Here is a 24474-nt window from a genome sequence, read left to right as displayed (position 1 = left end):
AGATATGGTAGGGCTATGATATGGTACATCATTAAAAAAGTAGTATTAAAGCAGCTAAGCCCTTTGCTCTCTCCCAATCGGGTCAAAATATTCCTCTTCATCCTCAAATTCACTTGATTTATTAATCTTGAATACCCAATATTTCATCAATGGATAATTAAATCCATAAGAAACAACACTGTCAATCAGCAATCTCCCGATTTTGTAGTCTACATTCAGGCTTTTTTGCAATAAATATGTTCCTCCTGATTTTAAGGAAATACTCCCTAAAACCACCGTGAAAAAGCGGATCAGTTGGCCACTCGCAGAGCTGCAGTAATCGCCACTGCCCTTAAATGCCCAAAAACGGTTGATGCAAAAGTTAACAATACCGCCAACGGTACCAGAAATCAAGATTGAAATGGTAAAATGAATATGAAGCCATTCGGTTAAGAGCACCATTAGGCCATAATCGGTTACACCACCAGAAAATGCCGATACCTGCGCCTTTAAAAAAAGCTTTACCGATGGCCAGTTGATCATGCCTTTTCCTCCCTGTCTTTAGCATCACCGGCTTTTAAAAGTTTAAAGGTATCGATGGTGTTCAATACCAGTAACAAGGCTACCATGGCAATGGCAAAATAGGTAATGCTGCCAGAAATCAATGTTTCGGTTATAAGAACAATCGAAATGATTATACGCAGTTCAGTTGGCCCTAAACGGCCCGAATCGATCTGATAATGGCCTGTTATCTTATAGCGGAGTTGACTAATGATCATAGACCAGCCATAAAGTACCACAAAAAGAAAGGCTAAAATGTGGGTGAGCCCTTCTGCATAAAAATAATACCCAAAACCGATAAGGATAATGCTGAGCCAATCCATAATAATATCAAGTGCAAATCCGTACCATTTTCGTGGTGTTTCACGGTAATAAGCCAATCGGCCATCCAGCGAATCGCCGAGCCAGTTGATGAAAAATCCTAAAATTCCGATCAGTAAATAATTTCGACTGTAGAAATGGGCTAAAATAAATGCAGAAAACACAATTAAAGATCCAAACATTCCGATACCCGTCATCATGTTAGGAGATACCCATGCAGGAACTCTCTTCAATAAAAAAAGGATCAGGCTTTGCTCGCCCTTACGTAAAATATTGGTCCGTTCCCGATCTGCAAATACCCTTTTGCCTTTTGTATGGTCTTCGTTCTGTTTAATGTTATCCTCCAATTTATACCCCAACCAGTATTACGCCAAATAGTATCGCGGTTCCTGGCCGGTAAAATTTTAAACTGATTTTCTTTGGTATAGCCTTAGAAAAATCACTTATCCGCTTTAGCTTTCCTGATCTGACCAGGTAACTGAATAATAGTACAAATAACATATATTTATTTTACAATCCCTGCAAAACGCTGGTAAAACACCGTCGGACTATTCTCATTTTTTGGTGCATACTTTCCTGCAATAATAGGGATGTAAATTACACGGCGTCTGCTTTCTTCGCCACGTACAGCCGATTCTGCAACCCTGTGCCATAATCTGCCATCGTGTATGGTTAAATCTCCGGCTTCAGGCAAGATCGATACTTCTTCTGCATCTGGTTTGTTATCAAGGAAATATTTCTTGCGGAATAACATTTGGTAAATGCTTTGTTTGTGTGTTCCAGGGATAATCTTTAATCCGCCATTTTCGGGTTGTAATGTACTTAAGTGGATGCCTACATTTAACATAGGGTTCAACTTTGTACCGTAAAAAATATCCCTTAAACCATCGGTATGCCAACCCATTTTGCTGAATTTGCTGTCTGGTCCGTTAATGTAATGGTTAAATACCATGCCGTCTTTTTCTTCCGTACCCAATCGTGCCCCATCGCCAGCCAGTTGAAGCAGTGCGTTAAAACGTGGATCCAATAGTAAACCGCTTAACGTTTGATGCTGTTGATTAAGAAAAGCGAAACGTTGTACAATCGGCGAGCCATCGAGGTCTTTTCCGTATTTAATGGGCACTCCGTTTATTTTTTTGATATCTTGCTCAATCCATTTTTTTTCTACCTCTTTAGAGGCATTAATGATGGAAGAAACAGTTTCCGGTTTAATGAAATTTTTGAAATGGATAAAACCATGAGTATTAAAAAAATCAAGTTGCTGCTCAGTTAACTGTTCGGATAGGGTAAAGGTTGGATACGATGTGGCCATTGTAGAAAAAATTAAAGGTTTAGGAAAAAAAGAATATTGGAAATAGTGTTATGCGCAACAACAGCACATTCGCATGGGCGAGTGGTTCGGTGCTGAAAGGAAATAAAACGTCTTAGTTTTATCCGACATAGTCTATAGAATTAGTAGTATTTAATACAAACGTAACATATTTTTAATATTCCAAAGAATTTTATTTAAAATAATTGAAAATAATTTTTATTTGTGTAGGGAATTTAGCTTATTTAACCACAAAGAACGCAGAGTGAAGGCTCAGAGGGCGCAAAGCTGCGAGGCTAATTAATTCCATTAATTTACTCTTGAGAAATTAGCGTAAACTTTGACAATCTTATAGGCGTTGAGCCCGAAAGATTGTCAAAGTAATCGATTTAAATGGTCGCTATTGAACATTGGAAATTGATTATTGGTCATTAATTTAAGTAAATAACTTTGACAATCTTATATGCTTTGAGCCCACAAGATTGTCAAAGTAATCGACAATTAATAGGCCCTTCTACTTCGCTCAGGGTGAACCAACGAGATCAGAATCGGTCGTTATTGAACATTGGAAATTGATTATTGGTCATTAATCTAACTACAGATTTTGCTTTTCGTTCAAACTTCGGACTTCCGACTCCTGACTTTCTGACTTTCTGACTTACTATGTCTTATAAATCCCGGCAGCCATTTTCTCAATAAATCCCTTTGGCAGGATCCTATTCGCATAAACACTGATGATATTCGTAAAACCCGGAATAATCTCCGATTTTCTGGCGAACATTCCCTTAACCGCAATTTCGGCTACTTCATCCGGCTGCATGTTAAATTTTTCAGCCATTTTGCTAAAAGCATCCAAACCCGCACGGCTGGCAAAACCAGTATCAACTGGCCCTGGACTTAAACAGCTTACTGAAACGCTGGAATCTTTAAGTTCGAAACGCAATGCCCTCGTAAATGATAGCACAAAAGCTTTGGTTGCAGAATAAATGGCCAGTGTGGGCACCGCCTGGTAAGCCGCAGTACTGGATACATTGAGGATATAAGATTGTTTTTCTTTCGAAAGTATTGGTAATAACAAATGACATAACGAAGCAACAGTATTCATGTTTAACTGGCACATTTCCAACTGTGCGGCTAAATCCAGTTCAACAAATTTTCCCCACAAGCCATAGCCCGCATTGTTAATCAGGATATTGATTTGATAATCTTTATTGCTTGCCCATTCTAAAACCATTTTTGGCGCATCATTACTGCTAAGATCAATCGGCAGGATATCTACTTCAACACCATATTTGTTTTTAATCTCGCTTTGCAGCGTACTTAATTCATCAGCTGAACGGGCAATAAGTAACAGGTTGGTTTTTCTTCTGGCCAAAGCAATGGCTATTGATTTACCGATTCCTTTACTGGCTCCGGTAATCATTGCGTACTTAATCTTTACTTCCGACATCTTTTTTATTCAAAACGGTTTAACGCAAAGATCATATAAAATAAAACTTGTGGCTTATTTATTTTTAAATCAGTAATGTGATGCATACGAAAGTATCTTTTTTGCGCTATTATTTTTAACAAGTCTAAATAATGCTAGCTTTGCCGAAATTTCAAGTTTTGATGAAGCACATATACACAAAATTTTTAGCAACAGCTTTTTTTATTCTATCAGGGATCACACTCTTTGCTCAAACAGAGAAAGGAACAATTAGTGGCAAGGTTGTCGATTCGCTAGGGAATAGCATACCTTTTGCCAATATACAAATCAGAAAACAAAACCTTAGAACCACTTCAGATAAAACCGGAGACTTTAAGTTAGCTGCTGTTGCCGTAGGAAACCAGCAGGTTAGGGTTTCCATTACAGGTTTCGATCAATTTGAACAAACGGTGTTGGTTACTTTAAATGATACGGCAAAAATTACCATTGTTTTGAAAGAACAAAGTGAAGGGCTTAATGATGTTATTGTTTCGGCAAGCAGACGACCTGAATCTTTATCTCAAACGCCATCTTCGGTAACGGTACTTACTGCTAAAGAATTGAATACACAATCTACCATCAGTCCGAATTTGGCCAATATACTTTCCTACAGTGTGCCGGGATTAGGTTTCTCTACTAATCAAACAGGTAATTCAGGTCAGACTTTACGCGGACGGAACGTGCTGGTATTAATAGATGGTATTCCACAGTCCACGCCTTTAAGGGCAGGAGGAAGGGATATTCGCAGTATAGATCCTTCTGTTATTGAACGTGTTGAGGTGATTAAAGGTGCAACCGCAATTTATGGCAATGGTGCTGAAGGTGGATTGATTAATTACATCACTAAAAAAGCCGATAAAGGCAAATCATTTGGAGGTTATACCCAGGCCGGGATTACCGGAAACCTAAAGGGAGATAGCACCATTGGCTACCGTTTTTCGCAACAGCTTTATGGTAAAGAGGAGAAATTCGACTACCTGATAAGCGGTATGTTCGAGAAAACAGGAGTTTTCCGCGATGCAGATGGTTTGGTACTTTCGCCTGAATATGGTTTGGGTGAAACTAAATCTTACAATGGGTTTATAAAACTAGGCTATAATTTTACACCGAAACAACGTTTACAGGTGATGTATAACTATTTCAGCTCGAGGCAACATTCTAAATATATAACCAAAGATGGTGTTTATGGCCAGTCGCCGGCCATTGGAATTTACGGAACCAGATTGGGTGAAGATGAAGGAACAAGATTTAATCACAATGCTAACTTACAGTATACCAATCAGCAGATTTTTGGTAAAACCGATTTAACCGCCAATGTATATTATCAGGATTTTTATACCATTTATTCTAATTCAGCATCATTTTTCGGCAGCGGCCAATCGGCCATTACTTCAACTAAAAAAGGGGCGAGGGTAAATTTAAATACGCCATTTAACATTACCGAACAGGTGCCAATGCAGTTAAACTATGGTTTGGATTTAATGAATGATAAGACTGCTCAAAGCTTAACTGATGGCCGTTTATGGGTGCCGAATATGAATATGACCAATTTTGCACCTTATTTGCAAGCTTCTGCAACTTTATTTAACGATTTAACCATTAAAGGGGGATTAAGAGTCGAAAACATCAATATCAATGTGGATGATTTTAATACTTTGGCTACAGGAGCAAATGGTGCAGGGAGTATAGCCGTACAGGGTGGTAAATTAAACTACAATGCCTTGGTTTTTAACGCGGGTGCACGTTATTCTAAATTTAAATTCTTTAACCCTTTTGTGAGTTATGCACAATCGTTTTCGGTGTTTGAACTGGGTAGGGTGTTGAGGGCAGCAAAAAGCAACACTTTATCTCAACTGGAAACCAAGCCAATTATTGTAAACAATTATGAGGCAGGTTTTAGCAGTACAATAGAAAAATTAAATTTTAGTGCTGCTTACTACTACAGCACTTCTAAATTAGGCGCTAATCTTTTAGAGGTTAATGGTACTTATATCTCTCAACGCATCCCTGAACGGGTTTATGGATTTGAAATACAGGCAGATTACCAGGTTTTGCGTGATTTAAGCATCGGTGGTAACTATGCTCAGGTAGAAGGAAAAGGCGATGTAGATAATGATGGTAATTTTAATGGTGATAAGGATGTATACCTGAATACCACGAGAATCCCACCATCAAAAACAACAGTTTACTTTAAATATTCAGGTGTTAAAAACTTAAGTGTAGATGTAAACTGGATGCGAGTAGGAAACCGTGATCGTTTTAAAGCCAATGCGACAGGTAAATATCTGATTGGTGAAGGACCAGTAAAAGCCTTTAACTTGTTTAATGTTGCAGCAATATATCAGATCACCCAACCATTAAAATTATCTTTAGGTATAGAAAACTTACTGAATAAAGTTTATTATCCTGCTATATCTCAATTTTACGGCAGTAATGTAAACTATGTGAGGGGAAATGGTCGTAGGTTTAATCTGTCGGCTGGTTATGCCTTTTAAGCAATGAAAAATAAGAATTTTAAAAATGTTGTCAGGAATATTCACCTTTGGCTAGGCCTGGCTACTGGTTTGGTGGTTATGATCATCAGCATTACTGGTGCGCTTTACGTATTTGAAGAAGAGATCAGGGATTTTACCCAGAAAGATTTTAGATATGTGGCCGTTCAGCAAAAACCATTTGTAGGTTTAGATCAGGTTATTTCCAAATTCGAAAAACTTTCACCAAAAGATCAGTTAAGGCTGATTAGGATTGAAGATGCCATACCGAATGCAACGATAGAAATTACCACCAAAAAAGCCGCTGTTTATTATTTTAATCCTTATGATGCCTCTCTGGTGAAAAAAGGTAAAGAAGATTGGCTCGAGGTGGTTGAGCATATCCATACTTCGCTGTTGTTGGGCAAAACAGGAGAATTTATCATGCAATGGTCGGTGGTCATTTTTGTAATTATGCTCATTACCGGACTGGTGCTTTGGTTCCCCGGACAGATGCGTTTATTAAAACAATCTTTAACCATTAAAAGAAAAGCTTCATTTAAACGGCTTAATTACGATTTGCATAACGTATTGGGTTTTTATGCTTCCGTTATACTCTTAATTACTGCATTAAGCGGTTTATATTTTGCTTTCAAAGGCGTAAAAAATGCTGCAAGTTTTTTTACGGGCAGTAAACTGGGGCAAGGGAAAGCCATCGTTGCTGCTAAACCTGTGCAGATTGATTCATTGCCTATACGTTACAATAAAATTTATACCGAGGCAAAAATCAAATATCCCGGAGCTATTGCAACCAATTTTTCTTTAAGGGGTAAAGGCGAACTGCGTTTAAGAATGATCTATCCCTATCGTTGGGCCAGGAACCAGAATACTTTTTTCTACAATGCGGCAACAGGAGTAATGCTTAGGGCCAAGCTCTATAAAAACTTCAATGGCGCCGACCTGATAGAAGCTACCAATTACGACTTACATACCGGTAGGTTACTGGGATTGCCAAATAAAATTATTTCTTTCTTAGCCGCATTAATTGCAGCGAGTTTGCCCGTTACCGGTTTTTTTATCTGGTGGAAGAAACGTAAAAAAACTAGAAAAAAAATGGCTACAACTGCTCAGCGTAAGCTTTAAACTTGTTTAATACCGATTGGCAAAACTCCTGTTGCATATCAAAATTAAGATCAGCAACCGGCTCAAAAATTTCGTTAAGGGTAACAGGTGCACTCCCTGCAAAGGTAATTGTGGTTTTTCTTCCATCATGCAATATGTAAGCTATGTTCTGGTGTGTAGTAATTTCGGTATAAGTTCCTTTAAAATCGAAACTTTCACTCCCGTCTTTTTTCGCCATCGCAAATAAAAAACTACCACCTTCAATCAAGTGGTTTTCTATTTTTTTATTGTTCCATTCGGCCGATGGAGCATTCCACTTTATAATGTGTTCAGGTTCATTCCAGAGTTCCCAAACAAGATCTATCGGTTGGTTTATGATAACACTAGCGGTTAAAGCAGTTTCTTTATTCATGTTTTTCTAAATAATGTGTTAAATTAACTGCTATTACTAAATTTTTATGTGGCCATTAGAGACAAATAAAGGGTGATTCGAGAAAGGTTGTAAACAGGTTTTAAAAATAACATTCTTATTGGTTGTATTTTGGGTATTATTTTTATGATTTTTAATGCTATAAAGTACTTAATCTATATTTTAGTTGCAATATGCCTCAATAAGTTTGTTTAAAGGAAAATAATCTTATAACATCAATTTGTTGGCAGCATAATTGTTAAAAAATGGAATCTTGTGTTTTCCAGCCACAAGTTTACCCATCAACGATAGTCGGAAATGTCAGAAATACGAAATTATGATGCAGAATTCTGCGGAAATTTACCCATACACCATATAAACTCCATTCAGGACTACGGATACCTGCTGGTTCTGGATAATAAAACGCTGGATATTATTCAGGTCAGCGAAAACCTGAGTATCATCACAGGTCAGTTACCGGCGCAGGTTGTAAATAAACATTTGTCTTCTTTTTTTAGTAGCCAGGATGTAGAAAATATTGCTAAATTCATTAATGGTAATGCCAAAGACAGAATTCCAATAAATATGGTATTCGAAAACGAAGGTGAAAAATTGTTTTTTGATGGTTTGATCCATATTAAAAATGATTATTCCCTGCTGGAAATAGAAGCTTCTTTAAAGGAAGGGCAGAAAAGCTTTTCGGATGTTTTTCAGGAAGTAAGGCAGTTTATTTCGGCAATGGAAAGCGCTTCAACATTAGAAGAGGTTTGTAATGTAGCCATTAAACAATTGCGGAAAGTTTCTGGTTTTGATGGGGTTAGAATGTACCAGTTCGATGCCAATTGGAACGGAACTGTGATTGCAGAAGAGATTTCGGGAGCATTAGAAAGTTACCTCGGACAAACCTTTCCAGCCTCTGATGTGCCTAAACAAGCCAGGGCACTTTACCTTAAAAATCCATTCAGGCTTATTCCTAACAGGACTTATCAAGCTGTTCGGTTATATCCGGTAATTAATCCGTTAACCAACGCATTTATCGATCTTTCAGACTGTAATTTGCGAGGCGTGGCGTCGGTGCACCTGGAGTATATGCAGAATATGAACGTTTGCGCTTCTATGTCCATCCGGGTTTTGCGCGAAGGCAAACTTTGGGGATTAATTTCCTGTCACCATATCGAACCAAATTTCCCCAATGTAGATATGCGCTATATTTTCGAATGGCTCTCCGTGGAGATTTCGAATAGAATTGCCGCCATTTTAAATCAGGAAGATTATAATCAATCGGCCTCCAGGTTAGAAAAAAGAGCGGTTATTACTGATTTTATTTATGCTAAAGATGATATTATAGAAGGATTGCTGGATGATGAAAACCTAAATATTCTTTCTTTGTTTAATGCTGGTGGAGCTGTGGTAAAGATTGGGAACCGCCTGGAATACCTCGGTAATGTACCTGATAAACATGAGGTGTATAACCTCATGTTATGGCTTGAGGGAAAAGAGACTGAAAAGGTTTTTTCGAGCAGCCACCTCAGTGAGCTGTATGATGAGGCCAAGGCTTACGAAAAAATAGGCAGCGGTATTTTAGTCATCCCTATTGATGGCCGCAGAGGCGATTATGTAATCTGCTTCCGCCCGGAGGTAATAAGGGAGATTAAATGGGGTGGAGATCCCGAACAGGTAATTAATTTTGATAAGGATGGGAAAAACTATCATCCACGTAATTCGTTTAAACTTTGGTTGCAAACGGTTTATGGTCAATCATTGCCCTGGAGCGAAAATGAGCTGGGGATCGCCGAATCATTGAGGAATTTTATATTTGAATTTAGAACAAAGCAACTTTATAATTAACCTGATGGAAAAAAAGCAGGAAAAGGAAAAGCATGATCTTATAGTTAATAAGCGTTACGATAAATATATTGTTGCTATTGGCGCTTCTGCCGGAGGTTTGGAGGCTATTCACGAATTTTTCGACCACATGCCCGCAAATTCGAGTTTTTCCTTTGTCGTAATCCAGCACCTTTCTTCAGATTATAAAAGTTTACTGGTAGAGCTGGTAGGCAAACATACCCACATGAAGGTGTTTGAAGCCGCAAATGATATGGCCATTCAGCAAGATTGCGTATATATCATTCCCAACAATAAACTCATGACTTTGGTGAAAGGAAGGTTAAAACTGGCCGAAAAATCGCAGATTAAAGCACCAAATACGGCAATAGATCATTTTTTATATACCCTGGCCAAAGATAAAAAGGAGAAAGCCATTGCCATTATCCTATCCGGAACAGGAACTGATGGTACCAAAGGCATCCAAAGTATTAAAGAAAATGGTGGGATGGTGATTGTTCAGGATCCGGCTTCTGCCAAATTCGACGGTATGCCCAATTCGGCCATCGCCTCAGGCAATGCTGATCATGTGATGATCCCTTCAAGGATGCAGGAAGAGCTTTTTAGTTATGTAAATGAAGAGCCAGTTAAGGTACTCGAAAACGGTAAGGTAAATGAAGAACTGCTTGATGAAATATTTAAGCTGGTACACAACAGCAGCGGCAACGATTTTAACCTCTATAAAACCCCAACCATTATCAGGCGCATTGGCCGGAGGATGAATGAGAGGGGCATGAAAAAATTAGACCGTTATGTTGCCTTTTTACGGGAGAATGAGCATGAAGTGAAAATTTTAGCTCAGGATTTTCTCATCGGTGTAACTAAGTTTTTTAGGGATGAGCAGGCTTTTGCGCAGCTTAACGAATACGCCTTACAGGATATTGTAGCACGAAAAGAAGATGGCGATGTAATCAAAATCTGGATATGTGCCTGTAGTACCGGAGAAGAAGCTTATTCTGTTGCGGCAATGGTAAATGATTGTGTAGACCGCTCTGGTAAAAAAATCGAGATTAAAATATTTGCTTCTGATATTGACGAAAAAAGTATTGAAATTGCTTCCAAGGGTCAATACCCGCTTACCGTAAAGAAAGAAATTCCAGCCCAACTGTTTAAAAAATACTTTATACAGGAAGGGAAATACATCAGCGTGATCGCAAGCTTACGTAAGCAGGTTGTGTTTGCAAAACACGATGTAATTAAATCGCCGCCCTTTATCAAAAACGACCTGGTTACCTGTAGAAACATGCTTATCTATGTAAACAGCATCCTTCAGGAAAAAATTCTTTCGATATTTCATTTTTCGCTTCTGCCCAATGGTTACCTCTTTCTCGGCTCAAGCGAAACCGCTTCATCCATGAAAGCTGGATTAACTGAAATTTCGGGTAAATCGAAAATTTATCAGAAAACCGGAAAAATCAATTATTCCACGTACAACACCTATAATACCGGCTCCAGAACCGCCGCTGGTTTAGAGCGGAAAAAAGGTAGTATTACTGAAACGATACAAAGCCCGCTCGAAAAACGTCTGGCCGATTTTCTTTCGTCAGATCTGGGTTATGTAGCGGTATTTATAGATAAAGCCTATATTATGCAGGATGCTGTTGGCGATTACCGTCAATATTTATCCCTGCCCGAGCAAAGCATTGAGCTGAATATCTTAAAAATGGTACCGAGAGAGGTATCGGTAGTACTCAATACCGGACTGAGAAAAGCCTGGAAAGAAAATAAAAAAGTAGCCTTAAAAAAGATCCGTTTTAAGAATAATGTATTTGTTAATATCTCTGTAGTACCGTCTGATCCGGCCAATACCAATGGATTTACCATGGTGGTTTTTGCCGAACATGTTTTAGAAATAGTTGCCGGTAAAGATGAACTGGCACTGCCCGGTTTTCATGACGCTACGCAGTCCGAATATGTATTCGAACTGGAAGCCGAATTGAACGAAACCCGTTCGAACCTGCAGATGGCCGTTGAAGAAATGGAGACGACCAACGAGGAGCTTCAATCCAGTAATGAAGAACTGCTTTCCGCCAATGAAGAGCTGCAATCCAGCAACGAGGAGTTACAATCGCTAAATGAGGAACTTCATACCTTAAATACTGAGCATCAGCTTAAAATCAAAGAACTCATCGAGTTGAATGATGATCTGGACAATTATTTCAGGAGTACGGATATCGGGCAGATTTTTCTGGATGCCGGAATGATTATCCGCAAATTTAACCCTGCTGCCATCAGTATGGTGAACTTGATTGAAGCAGATATTGGCCGTTCGATTGAACATATTTCGAATAATATTAAAGCTGAAAGCTTTACCGGTGATATCAGAAAAGTATTGTTAAACGGCCACATCATTGAAAAAGAAGTACAACTAAAAAACAATACCCGTTCGTTAATGCGTATTATGCCTTATTTAAGGAAAGATAAGCGAGTGGATGGTGTAGTGATTTCTTTTGTTGATATTTCAAAGATTACCGAACTTAATAATATCATCAGCGGAGTTTTCAATGCAAGTTTAAATGGTATTTTGGCCTTCAGGGCCGTAAGGGATGCCAAACATTTTATCATAGATTTTGAATGCAGCACCTTTAATGATTCTGCGCTGAGTATTTTAAACAAGAATAAAGCAGAATTAACAGGGGCCAGGCTGGTTAAAATGATACCTGAACTGGTTGTAAGCAACCTTTTTAATAAATATGTTGGCGTTGTTGAAAACGGAAAAGTGCTCGAAACAGAACTACAGTTTTCTAAAGAACAATGGTGTCAGCTTATTGCCGTAAAAATGTCTGATGGTTTTGTGGCCACTTTGACTGATATCAGTCAGCAAAAACTGGCTGAACAGAAACTGAAGAAAAATTATAACGAGCTTTTAGGCACACGCGAAAACCTGCGTCAGCTCAATGCCGACCTGGAGTTGAAGGTGAAAGAGCGTACCATGAAACTTTCCGAAAGTGAAGAACGTTTCAACCTGGTATCGCATGCCACTAACGATACCATTTGGGACTGGAACCTGGCGCAAAATACCATGTGGCGGAGTGACAACTTTACCACGATGTTTGGTTATGAAAAAGATGCTCAAACGGATAATATTGCCTTTTGGTTTGATAAAGTCCACCCTGATGACCGCGAACGTGTAAAAACAAGTGTTTACGATGCCATTAACCACAACGAAACACAATGGACATCGCAGTACCGTTTACAAAAAGCCGATGGTAGTTATGCTACTTTGCTCGATCGTGGAAGTATTTTACTGGATGATCTGCAAACCCCTTACCGCATGGTGGGCTCTATTGTTGATATTTCGAAACTGGTAGATACCGAAGTAAAACTGAATTCTACCGAACGTAAATTCAGAAAGATTTTCGAATCCAACGTCATCGGGATCTTATTTAGCAACACCGAAACCGGTAGGATAGAAGATGCCAATGATATTTTCTTAAAACTTTTAGGTTATACAAGGTCTGATTTCGAAAATGGAAATATCGATTGGATGCAGATTACACCTGAAGCTTTTATGCCAATCAGTAAAATATCTGCTAAATTGTTAAAAGAAGAAGGCTTTTGTCCGCCTTTCGAAAAACAGTACCTTAATAAAGACGGCGTTCCTGTAGATGTTTTAGTTGGTTCTGCACTGCTCGATGAAGAAGTACCAAACGGTGCTGTAACCTATGTGATTGACATCAGTAAACAAAAACATACCGAGAAAAAGCGTATAGAGCTCCAAAAACTCATCAAAAAACAGCAGGACGAGTTTTATAGCATCTTCAAAAATGCACCTGCATTAATTACCATCCGCAGAGGTGAGGGGCTTAAATACGAATTTGTGAACGAAGCCTTTAAAACCTTTGATGGAGGTACGGATTATATCGGCCGCTCAAGGATTGGGAATGGATCTAAATTTGAATCACCCGAACTTTTGGAAATTGAAGATCGGGTAATGCAAACAGGCAAAACATATGTAGCCAATGCCTATAAAATTGATCAGGTAAATAAAACTACAGGTAAATCAGTAGAAAAGTGGTTCGATATGATCTTAAACCCTGTATTTTCTGATAAAGGTGTAATAGATGGGATCGCTTTCTTTGGCTTCGAAGTCACCGATTTAATGAAAGCGCAACAGGCCACAAAAGAGCTGATGCACCGTAAGGATGAATTTATGAGTATTGCCAGTCACGAGCTGAAAACGCCTATTACCAGTATCAAGGGCTTTTTGCAGTTTGCGCTTAGAATGGCCGAACAGCAGAAATTCGAAAAGATTTATGAGTTCGTAGATAAGGCCAACCGACAAATTGGAAAACTTACAGCGCTGGTTGAAGATTTATTGGATGTAACCAAGATACAGGCTGGTAAAATGACTTTCAACTTCTCTGACTTTAACATTGCCGGAGTGATAGAAGATGCCATTGATGGTTTGCAGGAAAGTTTGAACAGGCACAGTATTGTGCAGCAAATAACTGATGTACAGATACATGCCGATCGTAACCGTATTGAACAGGTATTGAGTAATTTTATCTCAAATGCCATTAAATATTCGCCCGATGCTGATAAAATTGAAGTTTCGGCAAAAACAGAAGAAGATTACCTGTTGGTTGCCGTTCGGGACTATGGTATTGGCATTCCTAAAGATAAATCGCAATTTGTATTCGACCGCTTTTTCCGGGTAGAAGCCTCATCACATAGCTTTTCAGGGCTTGGCCTCGGTTTATATATCTCAGCAGAAATTGTTGAAAGGCATGGTGGCGATATAGGCGTAAACAGTAAGGAGGGTGAAGGTTCTGAATTCTGGTTTAAAATTCCATTGAAAAATAAATAGCTGTTTGTTATAAGTTGAATATTTTCTAAGCCTCGTCATCCTGAGCGGAGTCGAATGATCGCTATTTACTTATTTTAACCTATTTGGAATTTATAATGTATGATAATCAAGACAAAGCAAACAAAATGTGCTTAATCAATGTATTAATAATTCCTCTAACACGGGAGTAATTTGAAATGGGGTAAACATGGATGTGGATACCCCTTTTCTATTTTGATAACAATTGAGCCTAAAACTTGTTTAGTTCATTTTGTTCAGTGTTATTGAAATACTCCTTCAGGTTGTGTAATTAATCCCAACTATTTGGGCATCGTGGTGTTGCTTTAATATGGATGATAGGGCAAATTTAATTTTAGGCATTGTTTTTTTGTTGGCAGGAATTTTTGTTTTTTATATTATTTTTAGACCCGATAGAGAGAAGAGAAGGTAAAGGTTAATCTGACCTCTTCTATTTTTACCGCAAAAGCCACAAAGAAAAGGCGAGGAGATCGCAGCGTTATTTTTTATACCTCAAATTTCAAACATCCGATCCTTGACTTAAGGACTTATTTTATATATCATTAAGAAATAAAGGCAGTAAGAAAACTTTGACAATCTTCTGAGCATTGAGCCAAAAAAGATTTTCAAAGTTATTAATTGGACTAATGCATATTGATTATTCGTTATTTACTTTCATCATCCATCTTACATCTTCCATAATTTTCCTTATCATTAATGTTTATTGATTAATCCTAAAACAATTGCTATTGGTCATGATAGATTGATCATTGGTTATTTTACCCCCATCATTCCTTTTCATATCACATCTTCCATTACTTTACGTATTCTTGTGAAAAAAAATCATGGAAAAACCGCTCATAAACATCACCTATTGTCCTAAATGTGGCTGGATGCTTCGTTCGGCATATATGGCGCAGGAAATTTTAATCACTTTTGTTGATGAGGTAAAAGGAGTAACTTTATTACCAAGTGAAACTTCTGGGGTTTTTACAATAACCGTGAATGAAAAATTGATTTTCGATAGGAAACAGATGCAGCGCTTTCCTGAGATTAAAGAATTAAAGCAGCTTATCCGTGATGAAGTAAATCCTTCAATGAACCTTGGCCATTCTGATGTTAAACAAGGGTAATACAGGTTGCTAACCTAAAGTCAAAAAAACTGCTAAATTTTTTTGGAAATGGAGGTTCGGTTTTTTATAGGGGTTTTCAGCCCCGCTCTTTGCTAAATTCCGATGAAAAATCGGAATACCGCTTTCGATCGGGTTTATAGATTATGGATAGTTGTACAATGGCTAATAACTAACCTGACCTTAGCGAGCTGCCAATTTTTCATCGGCAGCTTGGGGGCAGGACTGCATTCCCCAAATGCTACTATAATTGCTTCCCAGACTAAAATTGATAAGTATTTTAGCGTGTTTACTAATAAATTGTGAAATTTAGACCCCGTAGATTTTTAAAGTCTGCGGGGTTTAAATAGTCTTATTAATTATTTTTTATACTTACTTCTGAACCTTAATTTCAGTTCTACGGTTTAAAATCCTACCTTCTTCAGTAGTATTTGGACTGATCGGATCTTTATCACCGTGACCAACAATGGTAAAATTGTTGCCATTTAAACCTGCATTAACAAAATAAGATTTTACGGAGTTTGCGCGGTCGATTGAAAGCGACATATTGTGCTCTGGTGTGCCCTCTGCGGATGAATACCCATTAAGTATAAATTTAGTATCAGGCGATTTTTTCATTTCGGCTACTGCTTTATCTAAAATAGGAAAAGAAGAAGTTTTAAGTACGAACGAATTAAACTCGAACTGGATGTTATCTAAATTAAAATTCGGTTTTTCAATCGGTTCTGGTTTTTCTGGTTCTGGCTCAGGTGCTGTTTTTTTCTCTTCAACAGGTGGCGCTGGCTTTTCAACAGGAGCAGGTGCTGGTTTTGCTACCAGTTTTTTGGTTTTACAAGAGTACATGGTAAGTGTACCTAAAGCAATAAGCGTGGTAAATAGGAGATTTTTTGTAATGTTCATGTTTAAAGATTAATTTAAGTTTATTGTGTGTTTGTTGCCCAAACATACTAATAAATGATTATACGTATAACGGTGTTTTATTTAAGAAGTTATATTTTCCGTATTAATCATAATAATTTAGTTGCCATTTCCTGATCTCCTTCGATGTAACTTATTTTAAATCAATGCGGTTTTAATGCTATTTTCTGCAAACATATTCCCTTTAATTTTCTTTAACTATTATAAAAAATTAGATATGGATCGTTTTAAAAACAAAGTAGCTTTAATTACGGGAAGCAGCCAGGGAATAGGCGCCGCATGTGCGTTAAAATTAGCAAAAGAGGGCTGTGATATTATTTTAAATGGACATAAATTTGATGAGCGGGGCGAAAAACTGATTGCCCAGATCAAAGAACTGGGACAGAAAGCGGTATTTTTAGCCGCCGATTTAAGCAAGGCGAAAGAAGCTGTTAAGCTGGTAAACGATGCCGTAAAAGAATTTGGTCAGCTCGATATTCTGATCAATAATGCAGGTGTAGAGAAGAAGGCCGATTTTTGGGAGGTAACAGAAGAAGATTACGACCTGGTAATGGATACCAATTTAAAAGGTGTTTTTTTTGGAATCCAGTCTTTTGTAAACTACTGTCGCGAGCATAAAGTAGCTGGCACGGTAATCAATATGAGTTCGGTACATGAAGAAATCGTATTTCCACATTTTGCGGCTTATTGTGCAAGTAAGGGCGGTTTAAGAATGCTGACCAGAAACCTGGCTACAGAACTGGCCCCTTTTAACATCAGGATTAATAATGTAGCGCCTGGTGCGGTTTCTACACCGATTAATCAGGATTTATTAGAAGATAAAGAACAATTGGAAAAAGTATTACAGAACATCCCTTTAAAAAGAATGGGCAAGGTAGAAGATGTGGCCAATGTGGTGGCTTTCCTCGCGTCAGATGAAGCTGCTTATGTAACCGGATCAACTTATTTTGTGGATGGTGGTTTAACTTATCATTACGAAGAACAATAGGCTAACCGGTTTCGCGACTCAGTTGTTTATTCAGTTCTACAGCCGCACTGATTAAGGCAAGGTGTGTAAAAGCCTGGGGGAAATTGCCTAAATGTTCGCCTTTTCTGCCTAGTTCTTCGCTAAATAATAAAAGATGGTTGGAATAACCGATCATCTTTTCAAAATTTTCTACAGCACGCTCCACTTCCCCGCTTTTGGCGAGTGCTTCTATAAACCAGAAAGAGCACATGTTAAAAGTACCCTCTTCACCTTCTAAACCATCTATTTTGGTCATGCCGTTTTTGTAGCGGTAAACCAGTACATCCAGCAACAGTTCTTCATCAATCGCTTTCATAGTAGAAAGCCATCGGGGTTCTAATGGTGAGATAAAATGTGTTAAGGGCATCAGCAGCGCACTCGCATCTACATGTGTAGCACCTTTATACTGTACCCAGGCCCCCAGTTTCTTATTCCAGAAATTATGGTAAATATCTTCGTAAATCTCGCTGCGGATGTTGTGCCATTCCCTTTCAGGGTAGGGGAACGATCGGTTTTCGGCAATTTTAATCGCCCTGTCCAATGCTACCCAGCACATCAAACGCGTATGTAAGAATTCCTTTTTCTCACTCCTGATTTCCCAGATCCCATGATCAGGTTTTTTCCATTGTTTAATTACGCATTCAACCTGCTTTTCAATCAATGTCCAAAATTCGTAGGTAATCGGTTTGTGCGATTTGTTGTAAATATACACCGTATCAATCAGTTCGCCGTAAATATCGATTTGCAACTGACTTGCAGCTTCATTACCTATGCGTACAGGTTTAGATGAATGGTAACCTTCAAACTGATCGGCTTCTACTTCTTTAATTTTCGCATTTCCATCTATCTGGTACACCAGTTGAAGGTCAACTTTCTGGCAGAGGTTAAATATCCAGTCCATAAAAGCTGTGGCTTCATCAAAAAAGCCAAGTCTTAAAAAAGCGTACATCGTAAAAGCGGCATCCCTGATCCAGGTGAAACGGTAATCCCAATTCCTGTCCCCGCCAATGGTTTCGGGCAGGCCAAAAGTTGGAGCAGCTACTACCGAGCCAAATTCGGCTGAAGTAAGCAGTTTGAGGGTTATGGCCGATCTCCTGATGATTTCGTCATAACGACCTTTATATGTAGTCTGGTTGATCCATGTCCGCCAATAATCTACTGTTTTGCGGTAGCCATGTTCGGTATAATGGTTTAAATCGGCTCCTTCTTGCTCATCCTCAATAATTTCCATGATGATGTGTGCGGTTTCCGATTCCTTAAGCGTAAAAGCAGCGTAACCCGTACCTTTTTCTATATGCAAGGGCACATCGGCTTTTAATTTTAGGGTTAGTTTTTCGGTTTTCGAAAAGAAAATCAGTTCATTGCTTTCATGATGAGTAGTATGTGGACTTTCAGTATAACCAAAACTGGGTACGCAGAAAACCTTAAAAGTAATATTGCCCCTGATGGATTTAATCTGCCTTACAATGGCACTGGGAAAATCCACTTCCTTTGATAGTGGCATATAATCACTGAGTTCGGCAATGCCTTGGTCGGCAAAAAAACGGGTAAGCAGAACTGCCGTTCCAGGCAGATAAAGCTGTTTGCTGGTACAGTTTTCCAATTGTGGCTCAACAGAAAAATAACCACCTTTTTCCGAATCGAGCATGGAAGCAAAAACGCTAGGTGAGTCAAACCTAGGGGCACACAAAAAATCAATTGATCCCTTTAAAGAAACCAGCACAACGGTTTTCAGGTTACCAATAACGCCATAGTTTTCTATAGGTTGAAAAGGTCTTTTTTTGTGCTTTGCCATATTTAAGGTATTAACTACCTAAGCAAAGGAATAACGCTTCGGTTTTGTTTTACCTTTTACAGCACTACCAGAAGTATAAAATACAAAATTAATTAAACCTTCAAATTTGGCATCAGGTTTAAAAAAGCCTGGGCATTGGCAGCATATTTCTTTTTGTCGAGTTTGAAATAAAATGCCCCTTTTTTAGAGCCTGTTCTGTCTTTTTCAGCCAGTTTGATCAATAATCCGGTTGAAGTAATCTTACGGCTGAAATTTCTTGTATCAATTTTGGTATCGTTTACCTCTTCAAAAAGGATGTGCAACTGCGGTATGGTGAATTTTTTAGGCAACATTTCGAACAGAATAGGGTGGAGGGCTGCTTTGTACCTCAGTTTTTTCCGCGCATCTGCAACCATTTCATTATGGTCGAAAATCAGTTTAGGCCTCTCGTTGATCAAAAACCATTCTGCTTCGTAATCGTCGTTTAACTGTGCTTCATATTTATGAATATCAATCAAAGCAAAATAACCTACAGAAAGCGTACGTTCTATCGGATCGCGCTTAGGCTCGCCATAAATCTGCAGCTGTTCCAGGTACACACCTTCTAAACCTGTCATTTTTTTTAACACCCTGTTTGCGGCATCATCGGGGCTTTCATCAGCACCAACAAAACCGCCCATCAAGCTCCATTTATTTATTTCGGGCTCTAAACCGCGCTTTACAAGAAGAATTTTAAGGTGCTCGCCATCAAATCCAAATACGATACAGTCAACAGCAACAAGGTAATGCGGCTGTCTGGAATATTCAATCATTTTTTATAAGAGGTTTTAAAGGCTTAATATGTTCAATTTTTCACGAATATAAAAATTAATATTAATTGTCGTTTTGACAATTAATATTAATTTTATAATTTGGCGGCTTAGACGGGTGAAGTAAAATGACTTCCTTTTTCTAACCAATTGAAAATATAAGATGAACCAAACATTCGAACTCGACAGTAATCCGCATACCAGGTTAAATATATTAACCGGAGAATGGGTTTTAGTTTCCCCACACCGTACTAAAAGGCCCTGGCAGGGTAAGGTTGAAGCGCTAACACCCGATAACCGCCCCGAATACGATCCTAAATGTTATTTATGCCCGGGCAATGGCAGGGCAGATGGCGATAGCAATCCTGATTATACCGAAAGTTTTGTTTTTAACAATGATTTTGCAGCCTTGCTGGAAGATACCCCTGCCGGAAATATGAACGAGAATGATTTATTGGTTGCCAATAACCAGCGCGGACTTTGCAGGGTAATTAGTTTTAGTCCAAAGCATAACCTTACACTACCAGAAATGAGTGTGGAAGCCATCACCGCGGTGGTAAATGTTTGGCAAAATGAATTCAATAGCCTTGCCGAAAACGATTGGATCAAATACATCCAGATTTTCGAAAACAAGGGAGATATAATGGGTTGTAGCAATCCGCATCCGCATGGACAGATCTGGTCGCAGGGCGATATCCCATTGGAAATTGCCAAAGAGACTGAACGTCAGAAAACTTACTATGCCATTCACAGGAGAAGTTTATTGGCCGATTATTTAAAGCTGGAATTGAAAAAAAATGAGCGTATTGTATTTGAAAACGATCATTTCGTGGTACTGGTGCCTTTCTGGGCGGTTTGGCCTTACGAAACCATGATCATCAGTAAACGCCATGTAAACAGTATCAAATTGTTTAGCGAGGCAGAAAAGAAATCATTGGCCGGGGCGATTAAAGTACTCACAACTAAATACGATAACCTGTTCGAAACCGCTTTCCCTTACTCAGCAGGGATGCACCAAACGCCGGTAAACAACGGATATTACCCTGAATGGCACTGGCACATGCATTTTTATCCACCATTGTTGCGTTCGGCAACCGTTAAGAAATTTATGGTGGGTTATGAGATGCTGGCGAACCCTCAGCGTGATATTACACCTGAATTTGCCGCAAACCGTTTAAAGGAAATGTCTACCATACACTATAAGATCAGCAAGACTGAAGACTAAAAATATTGATAATGAATGCACAACATTTAAAAAATACATTTAAAAAGCTTTTCAATGCTGAACCGATTTTAGTGCGTTCTCCCGGAAGGATTAACATCATTGGAGAGCATACCGATTATAATGGTGGTTTTGTAATGCCTGCTGCAATTGATAAGGCCATTTATGTCGCTATATCTAAAAGAGAAGACGATGATATACACCTGTTTTCAGAAAGCTATCAGCAATTTGATATCTCATCGGTTAAAGATTTAAAAAAATCAGAAAATAGCTGGGCCAACTACATTTTAGGAGTGGCCGATCAGTTAAAGGAAAGAGGTTATAAACTAGGTGGTTTTAATTTTTATATTGATGGCGATGTGCCATTGGGTGCAGGTTTATCATCTTCGGCTGCAGTTGAGTGTGCCACAGGTTTTGCACTCGATCAGCTTTTTTCGCTTTCCGTTCCGAAAATGGATATTGCTTTAATCGCACAAAAAGCAGAACAGACTTTTGCAGGTGTTAATTGCGGTATTATGGATCAGTTCGCTTCTGTGTTTGGTAAAAAAGATCATGCGATTATGCTCGATTGCAGATCAATGGAATACAGTTATATCCCGCTAAAATTGGACGGATATAAACTGCTGCTGCTAAACACCAATGTAAAACATGCGTTAGCCGATTCGGCATATAACAAAAGAAGAGCGCAGTGCGAACAGGGTGTTGCCTGGGTTAAAGAACATTATGCAAATGTAAATACACTCCGTGATGTTGATTTAAACATGCTTGAGGCTTATGTTAAACCCATGGACATAGATGTATACAACAAGTGCCGTTTTGTAGTAGAAGAGATTGCCCGTTTGTTAAGCGCAGCAGAGCAATTGGAAAACGGAAACCTGCAAGGCCTGGGCAAACTGATGATAGAAACGCATGAAGGTTTGAGCAAAGAGTATGAGGTAAGTTGTAAAGAACTCGACTTTTTGGTTGATGCTGTTAAACCACTTGATGAAGTATTAGGCGCCAGGATGATGGGCGGTGGTTTTGGTGGCTGTACCATTAATATTGTTAAAGAAGAGAAAATTGCAGATCTCATCGAAGAACTTGCATCAAAATATTTACTGGAGTTTGGACTTAAGCTGGATGCCTACACTGTACAAACCGATAACGGTACCAGTTTATACAATTAAAATAAAATTACCTCAGGTACACTAACCAAAATAAATCAATGAAGAACAATTTATTAGACACGAAGGATTACATTGTATTTGCAATCTACTTCGTTATTGTAGCCGCTTACGGGCTCTACATTTACAATAAGAAAAAATCAGAATCTACCGGTTCCAAAGATTATTTTCTTGCCGAAGGCTCTTTAACCTGGTGGGCCATTGGTGCGTCATTAATCGCATCGAATATTTCTGCCGAGCAGTTTATTGGCATGAGTGGATCGGGCTTTAAAATGGGCTTGGCCATTGCAACTTACGAATGGATGGGCGCTTTAACCTTAGTCGTTGTAGCCGTTTTCTTTATCCCGGTTTATTTAAAGAACAAAATTGCAACAATGCCGCAATTCTTACACCAGCGTTATAACGGTACAGTAGCTATGATTATGGCGGTATTCTGGTTATTGCTGTATGTGGTGGTAAACTTAACATCGATCCTTTATCTGGGTGCCTTGGCTGTAAGCAGTATTTCAGGCTTTGATTTGCGTTTTTGTATGTATGCCATTGCCGTTTTCGCCATCATCATTACACTTGGCGGGATGAAGGTAATCGGTTATACCGATGTTATCCAGGTATTTTTCCTGATTTTGGGTGGATTAGCAACTACTTATCTGGCGTTAAACCTGGTATCTACCCATTATGGTACTTCAGGAATTTTTGAGGGTTATAGCTTAATGACTTCAAAAGCTTCAGAGCATTTCCACATGATTTTGAAACCAGATAATGAAAATTATATTGATTTACCGGGTTTAAGTGTGTTGGTAGGTGGTATGTGGATTGTGAATTTAAACTATTGGGGTTGTAATCAATATATCACCCAGCGTGCTTTGGGTGCAAATTTAGAAACTGCCCGTGGCGGGATTCTTTTTGCTGCATTCTTAAAATTATTAATGCCGATCATAGTGGTTTTACCGGGCATTGCAGCTTATGTATTATATAAAGATGGTGCTTTCCAGTCAGAAATGATTCAGGGTGGTTCGGTAAATCCTGACCGCGCTTATCCGGTATTGTTAAACTTGCTGCCTGCAGGTTTAAAAGGACTTTCTTTTGCTGCATTAACTGCTGCTGTTGTAGCCTCATTAGCTGGTAAAGCGAACAGTATTGCTACCATTTTTACTTTGGATATTTATAAGAAGGTATTAAATGTTGAAGCATCAGAGAAAAATCTCGTAACAACAGGTAAAATTTCGATTGTTGTGGCCATGATCCTGGGCGTAGTAATTGCCCCATACCTGGGTATCGATAAAAAAGGAGGTTTCCAATACATTCAGGAGTATACAGGTTTTGTATCTCCAGGTATTTTTGCCATGTTTATCTTGGGATTCTTCTGGAAAAGAACAACTTCTGGTGCCGCATTATTTGCGACCATTGGTGGTTTTGCCCTTTCAATCTTGCTTAAATTCTTACCTAACCTTACCGATCTTTCGTGGTTATCAGGAAGTGGCTTCTCTGTAAAAAATGCTGTTGGTGTTTACGAAATTCCATTTTTAGATAGAATGGGCTTCGTGTTTATATTCTGTATCCTTGGTATGGTAATCATTAGTTTAGCAAGTAACAAAGCTAAGGCCGAAGCTAAAGGCCTGGCCATTGATGCTAAAATGTTTAAAACATCAACCAGTTTTGCAGTTGGCGCTTTAATCATCATAGGCTTATTGGTTGCGCTTTACAGCGTTTATTGGTAAACCATTCAGATCAATCACCATTTACTTTGACAATCTATTTGGCGCAATACCTGTAAGATTGTCAAAGTTTTCTTAACTGCCTTAATTCCTTAATGATTAAGCAATAAGTCCAATTAATTACTTTGACAATCTTTTGGGGTCAGTACCTGTAAGATTGTCAAAGTTTATCTCTATATTCTCTGTGAACTCGGTGGTAAATCATGGAAAATGCAGATCTCTGGGATATTCCTTCAGATTTATCACCTCGGTATGTCACCCTGAGCGGAGTCGAGGGGGCTATTGAGCTTATGACATATCACGATTTATCGTTTACTTTGACAATCTTTTATGCACAGTGCCTATAAGATTGTCAAAGTTTATTTATCTATGTGAATTCTGTGATTTTTTCTCCGTGAACTCGGTG

Annotated in this window: 17 protein-coding genes; 9 read left to right on the top strand and 8 right to left on the bottom strand. The window is 38.6% G+C overall.

Going from position 1 to position 24474, the window contains the following annotated elements; translation table 11 throughout:
* Window positions 1–54: 54 nt before the first annotated feature.
* The 4 genes from U859_RS0108095 to U859_RS0108075 form a co-directional block, all read right to left on the bottom strand.
* Window positions 55–522: a GtrA family protein gene (locus U859_RS0108095; RefSeq protein WP_025142900.1), complete on the bottom strand. Its 468-nt coding sequence runs from the start codon at window positions 520–522 to the stop codon at window positions 55–57.
* Window positions 519–1208, bottom strand: coding sequence for a CDP-alcohol phosphatidyltransferase family protein (locus U859_RS0108090; protein WP_025142899.1), 690 nt, complete (start codon window positions 1206–1208; stop codon window positions 519–521). The genes U859_RS0108095 and U859_RS0108090 overlap by 4 nt, the downstream gene beginning before the upstream one ends.
* 158 nt (window positions 1209–1366) lie before the next feature.
* Complete coding sequence (locus U859_RS0108080) at window positions 1367–2173, bottom strand: phytanoyl-CoA dioxygenase family protein (protein WP_025142898.1); 807 nt, start codon at window positions 2171–2173, stop codon at window positions 1367–1369.
* A gap of 658 nt (window positions 2174–2831) precedes the next feature.
* A complete protein-coding gene (locus tag U859_RS0108075; protein ID WP_029985571.1) occupies window positions 2832–3620 on the bottom strand; it encodes an SDR family NAD(P)-dependent oxidoreductase in 789 nt (262 codons plus the stop codon).
* Window positions 3621–3781: 161 nt separating this feature from the next.
* Here U859_RS0108075 and U859_RS0108070 point away from each other — a divergent pair, with 161 nt between their 5' ends.
* Both U859_RS0108070 and U859_RS0108065 read left to right on the top strand, forming a co-directional pair.
* Entirely contained in the window at window positions 3782–6133 is a 2352-nt protein-coding gene (locus tag U859_RS0108070) for a TonB-dependent receptor (RefSeq protein WP_025142896.1), read from the top strand.
* 3 nt (window positions 6134–6136) lie between these two features.
* A complete protein-coding gene (locus U859_RS0108065; RefSeq protein WP_025142895.1) occupies window positions 6137–7252 on the top strand; it encodes a PepSY-associated TM helix domain-containing protein in 1116 nt (371 codons plus the stop codon).
* Here the strand turns inward: U859_RS0108065 and U859_RS0108060 are convergent.
* Window positions 7227–7643 (bottom strand): SRPBCC domain-containing protein, encoded by a 417-nt coding sequence (locus U859_RS0108060; RefSeq protein WP_025142894.1) that lies wholly within the window; start codon window positions 7641–7643, stop codon window positions 7227–7229. The genes U859_RS0108065 and U859_RS0108060 overlap by 26 nt on opposite strands.
* 315 nt (window positions 7644–7958) lie before the next feature.
* Here U859_RS0108060 and U859_RS0108055 point away from each other — a divergent pair, with 315 nt between their 5' ends.
* The 3 genes from U859_RS0108055 to U859_RS0108045 all read left to right on the top strand — a co-directional run bounded on the left by U859_RS0108055 (window position 7959) and on the right by U859_RS0108045 (window position 15464).
* Window positions 7959–9488, top strand: a complete 1530-nt coding sequence (locus U859_RS0108055) for a GAF domain-containing protein (RefSeq protein WP_025142893.1) — start codon at window positions 7959–7961, stop codon at window positions 9486–9488.
* Between the two features lie 4 nt (window positions 9489–9492).
* On the top strand, window positions 9493–14334 hold the full coding sequence (locus tag U859_RS0108050; protein WP_029985569.1) for a chemotaxis protein CheB: 4842 nt from the start codon (window positions 9493–9495) through the stop codon (window positions 14332–14334).
* An 842-nt stretch (window positions 14335–15176) separates the two neighbouring features.
* Complete coding sequence (locus U859_RS0108045; RefSeq protein ID WP_025142891.1) at window positions 15177–15464, top strand: SelT/SelW/SelH family protein; 288 nt, start codon at window positions 15177–15179, stop codon at window positions 15462–15464.
* Between the two features lie 369 nt (window positions 15465–15833).
* Here the strand turns inward: U859_RS0108045 and U859_RS0108035 are convergent, their stop codons facing one another.
* Window positions 15834–16361, bottom strand: coding sequence for an OmpA family protein (locus tag U859_RS0108035; RefSeq protein ID WP_025142889.1), 528 nt, complete (start codon window positions 16359–16361; stop codon window positions 15834–15836).
* Between the two features lie 235 nt (window positions 16362–16596).
* Between U859_RS0108035 and U859_RS0108030 the strand changes: the two genes are divergently transcribed.
* Entirely contained in the window at window positions 16597–17367 is a 771-nt protein-coding gene (locus tag U859_RS0108030) for an SDR family NAD(P)-dependent oxidoreductase (protein WP_025142888.1), read from the top strand.
* 1 nt (window position 17368) lies between these two features.
* Here U859_RS0108030 and U859_RS0108025 read toward each other — a convergent pair whose 3' ends face one another.
* Both U859_RS0108025 and U859_RS0108020 read right to left on the bottom strand, forming a co-directional pair.
* On the bottom strand, window positions 17369–19180 hold the full coding sequence (locus U859_RS0108025) for a glycoside hydrolase family 15 protein (protein ID WP_025142887.1): 1812 nt from the start codon (window positions 19178–19180) through the stop codon (window positions 17369–17371).
* Window positions 19181–19272: 92 nt separating this feature from the next.
* Window positions 19273–19971: an NUDIX hydrolase gene (locus tag U859_RS0108020; protein ID WP_025142886.1), complete on the bottom strand. Its 699-nt coding sequence runs from the start codon at window positions 19969–19971 to the stop codon at window positions 19273–19275.
* A 160-nt stretch (window positions 19972–20131) separates the two neighbouring features.
* Here U859_RS0108020 and U859_RS0108015 point away from each other — a divergent pair, with 160 nt between their 5' ends.
* The 3 genes from U859_RS0108015 to U859_RS0108005 are packed head-to-tail and all read left to right on the top strand — an operon-like array spanning window position 20132 to window position 24071.
* Entirely contained in the window at window positions 20132–21193 is a 1062-nt protein-coding gene (locus U859_RS0108015; protein WP_025142885.1) for a UDP-glucose--hexose-1-phosphate uridylyltransferase, read from the top strand.
* 11 nt (window positions 21194–21204) lie between these two features.
* Window positions 21205–22356, top strand: coding sequence for a galactokinase (locus tag U859_RS0108010; RefSeq protein WP_025142884.1), 1152 nt, complete (start codon window positions 21205–21207; stop codon window positions 22354–22356).
* A gap of 38 nt (window positions 22357–22394) precedes the next feature.
* Entirely contained in the window at window positions 22395–24071 is a 1677-nt protein-coding gene (locus U859_RS0108005) for a sodium/sugar symporter (RefSeq protein ID WP_025142883.1), read from the top strand.
* Window positions 24072–24474 lie beyond the last annotated feature (403 nt).

The sequence above is a fragment of the Pedobacter jeongneungensis genome (assembly GCF_000633455.1).
GTDB lineage: Bacteria > Bacteroidota > Bacteroidia > Sphingobacteriales > Sphingobacteriaceae > Pedobacter > Pedobacter jeongneungensis_A.
Note: the sequence above shows the minus strand (reverse complement) of the source record. Positions and strands in the feature narration are given on the sequence as shown.

Coding starts and splice junctions, on each gene's coding strand:
- U859_RS0108095 (WP_025142900.1), bottom strand. CDS start 522: ATGATCAACTGGCCATCGGTAAAGCTTTTTTTAAAGGCGCAGGTATCG.
- U859_RS0108080 (WP_025142898.1), bottom strand. CDS start 2,173: ATGGCCACATCGTATCCAACCTTTACCCTATCCGAACAGTTAACTGAG.
- U859_RS0108075 (WP_029985571.1), bottom strand. CDS start 3,620: ATGTCGGAAGTAAAGATTAAGTACGCAATGATTACCGGAGCCAGTAAA.
- U859_RS0108070 (WP_025142896.1), top strand. CDS start 3,782: ATGAAGCACATATACACAAAATTTTTAGCAACAGCTTTTTTTATTCTA.
- U859_RS0108065 (WP_025142895.1), top strand. CDS start 6,137: ATGAAAAATAAGAATTTTAAAAATGTTGTCAGGAATATTCACCTTTGG.
- U859_RS0108060 (WP_025142894.1), bottom strand. CDS start 7,643: ATGAATAAAGAAACTGCTTTAACCGCTAGTGTTATCATAAACCAACCG.
- U859_RS0108055 (WP_025142893.1), top strand. CDS start 7,959: ATGTCAGAAATACGAAATTATGATGCAGAATTCTGCGGAAATTTACCC.
- U859_RS0108050 (WP_029985569.1), top strand. CDS start 9,493: ATGGAAAAAAAGCAGGAAAAGGAAAAGCATGATCTTATAGTTAATAAG.
- U859_RS0108045 (WP_025142891.1), top strand. CDS start 15,177: ATGGAAAAACCGCTCATAAACATCACCTATTGTCCTAAATGTGGCTGG.
- U859_RS0108035 (WP_025142889.1), bottom strand. CDS start 16,361: ATGAACATTACAAAAAATCTCCTATTTACCACGCTTATTGCTTTAGGT.
- U859_RS0108030 (WP_025142888.1), top strand. CDS start 16,597: ATGGATCGTTTTAAAAACAAAGTAGCTTTAATTACGGGAAGCAGCCAG.
- U859_RS0108025 (WP_025142887.1), bottom strand. CDS start 19,180: ATGGCAAAGCACAAAAAAAGACCTTTTCAACCTATAGAAAACTATGGC.
- U859_RS0108020 (WP_025142886.1), bottom strand. CDS start 19,971: ATGATTGAATATTCCAGACAGCCGCATTACCTTGTTGCTGTTGACTGT.
- U859_RS0108015 (WP_025142885.1), top strand. CDS start 20,132: ATGAACCAAACATTCGAACTCGACAGTAATCCGCATACCAGGTTAAAT.
- U859_RS0108010 (WP_025142884.1), top strand. CDS start 21,205: ATGAATGCACAACATTTAAAAAATACATTTAAAAAGCTTTTCAATGCT.
- U859_RS0108005 (WP_025142883.1), top strand. CDS start 22,395: ATGAAGAACAATTTATTAGACACGAAGGATTACATTGTATTTGCAATC.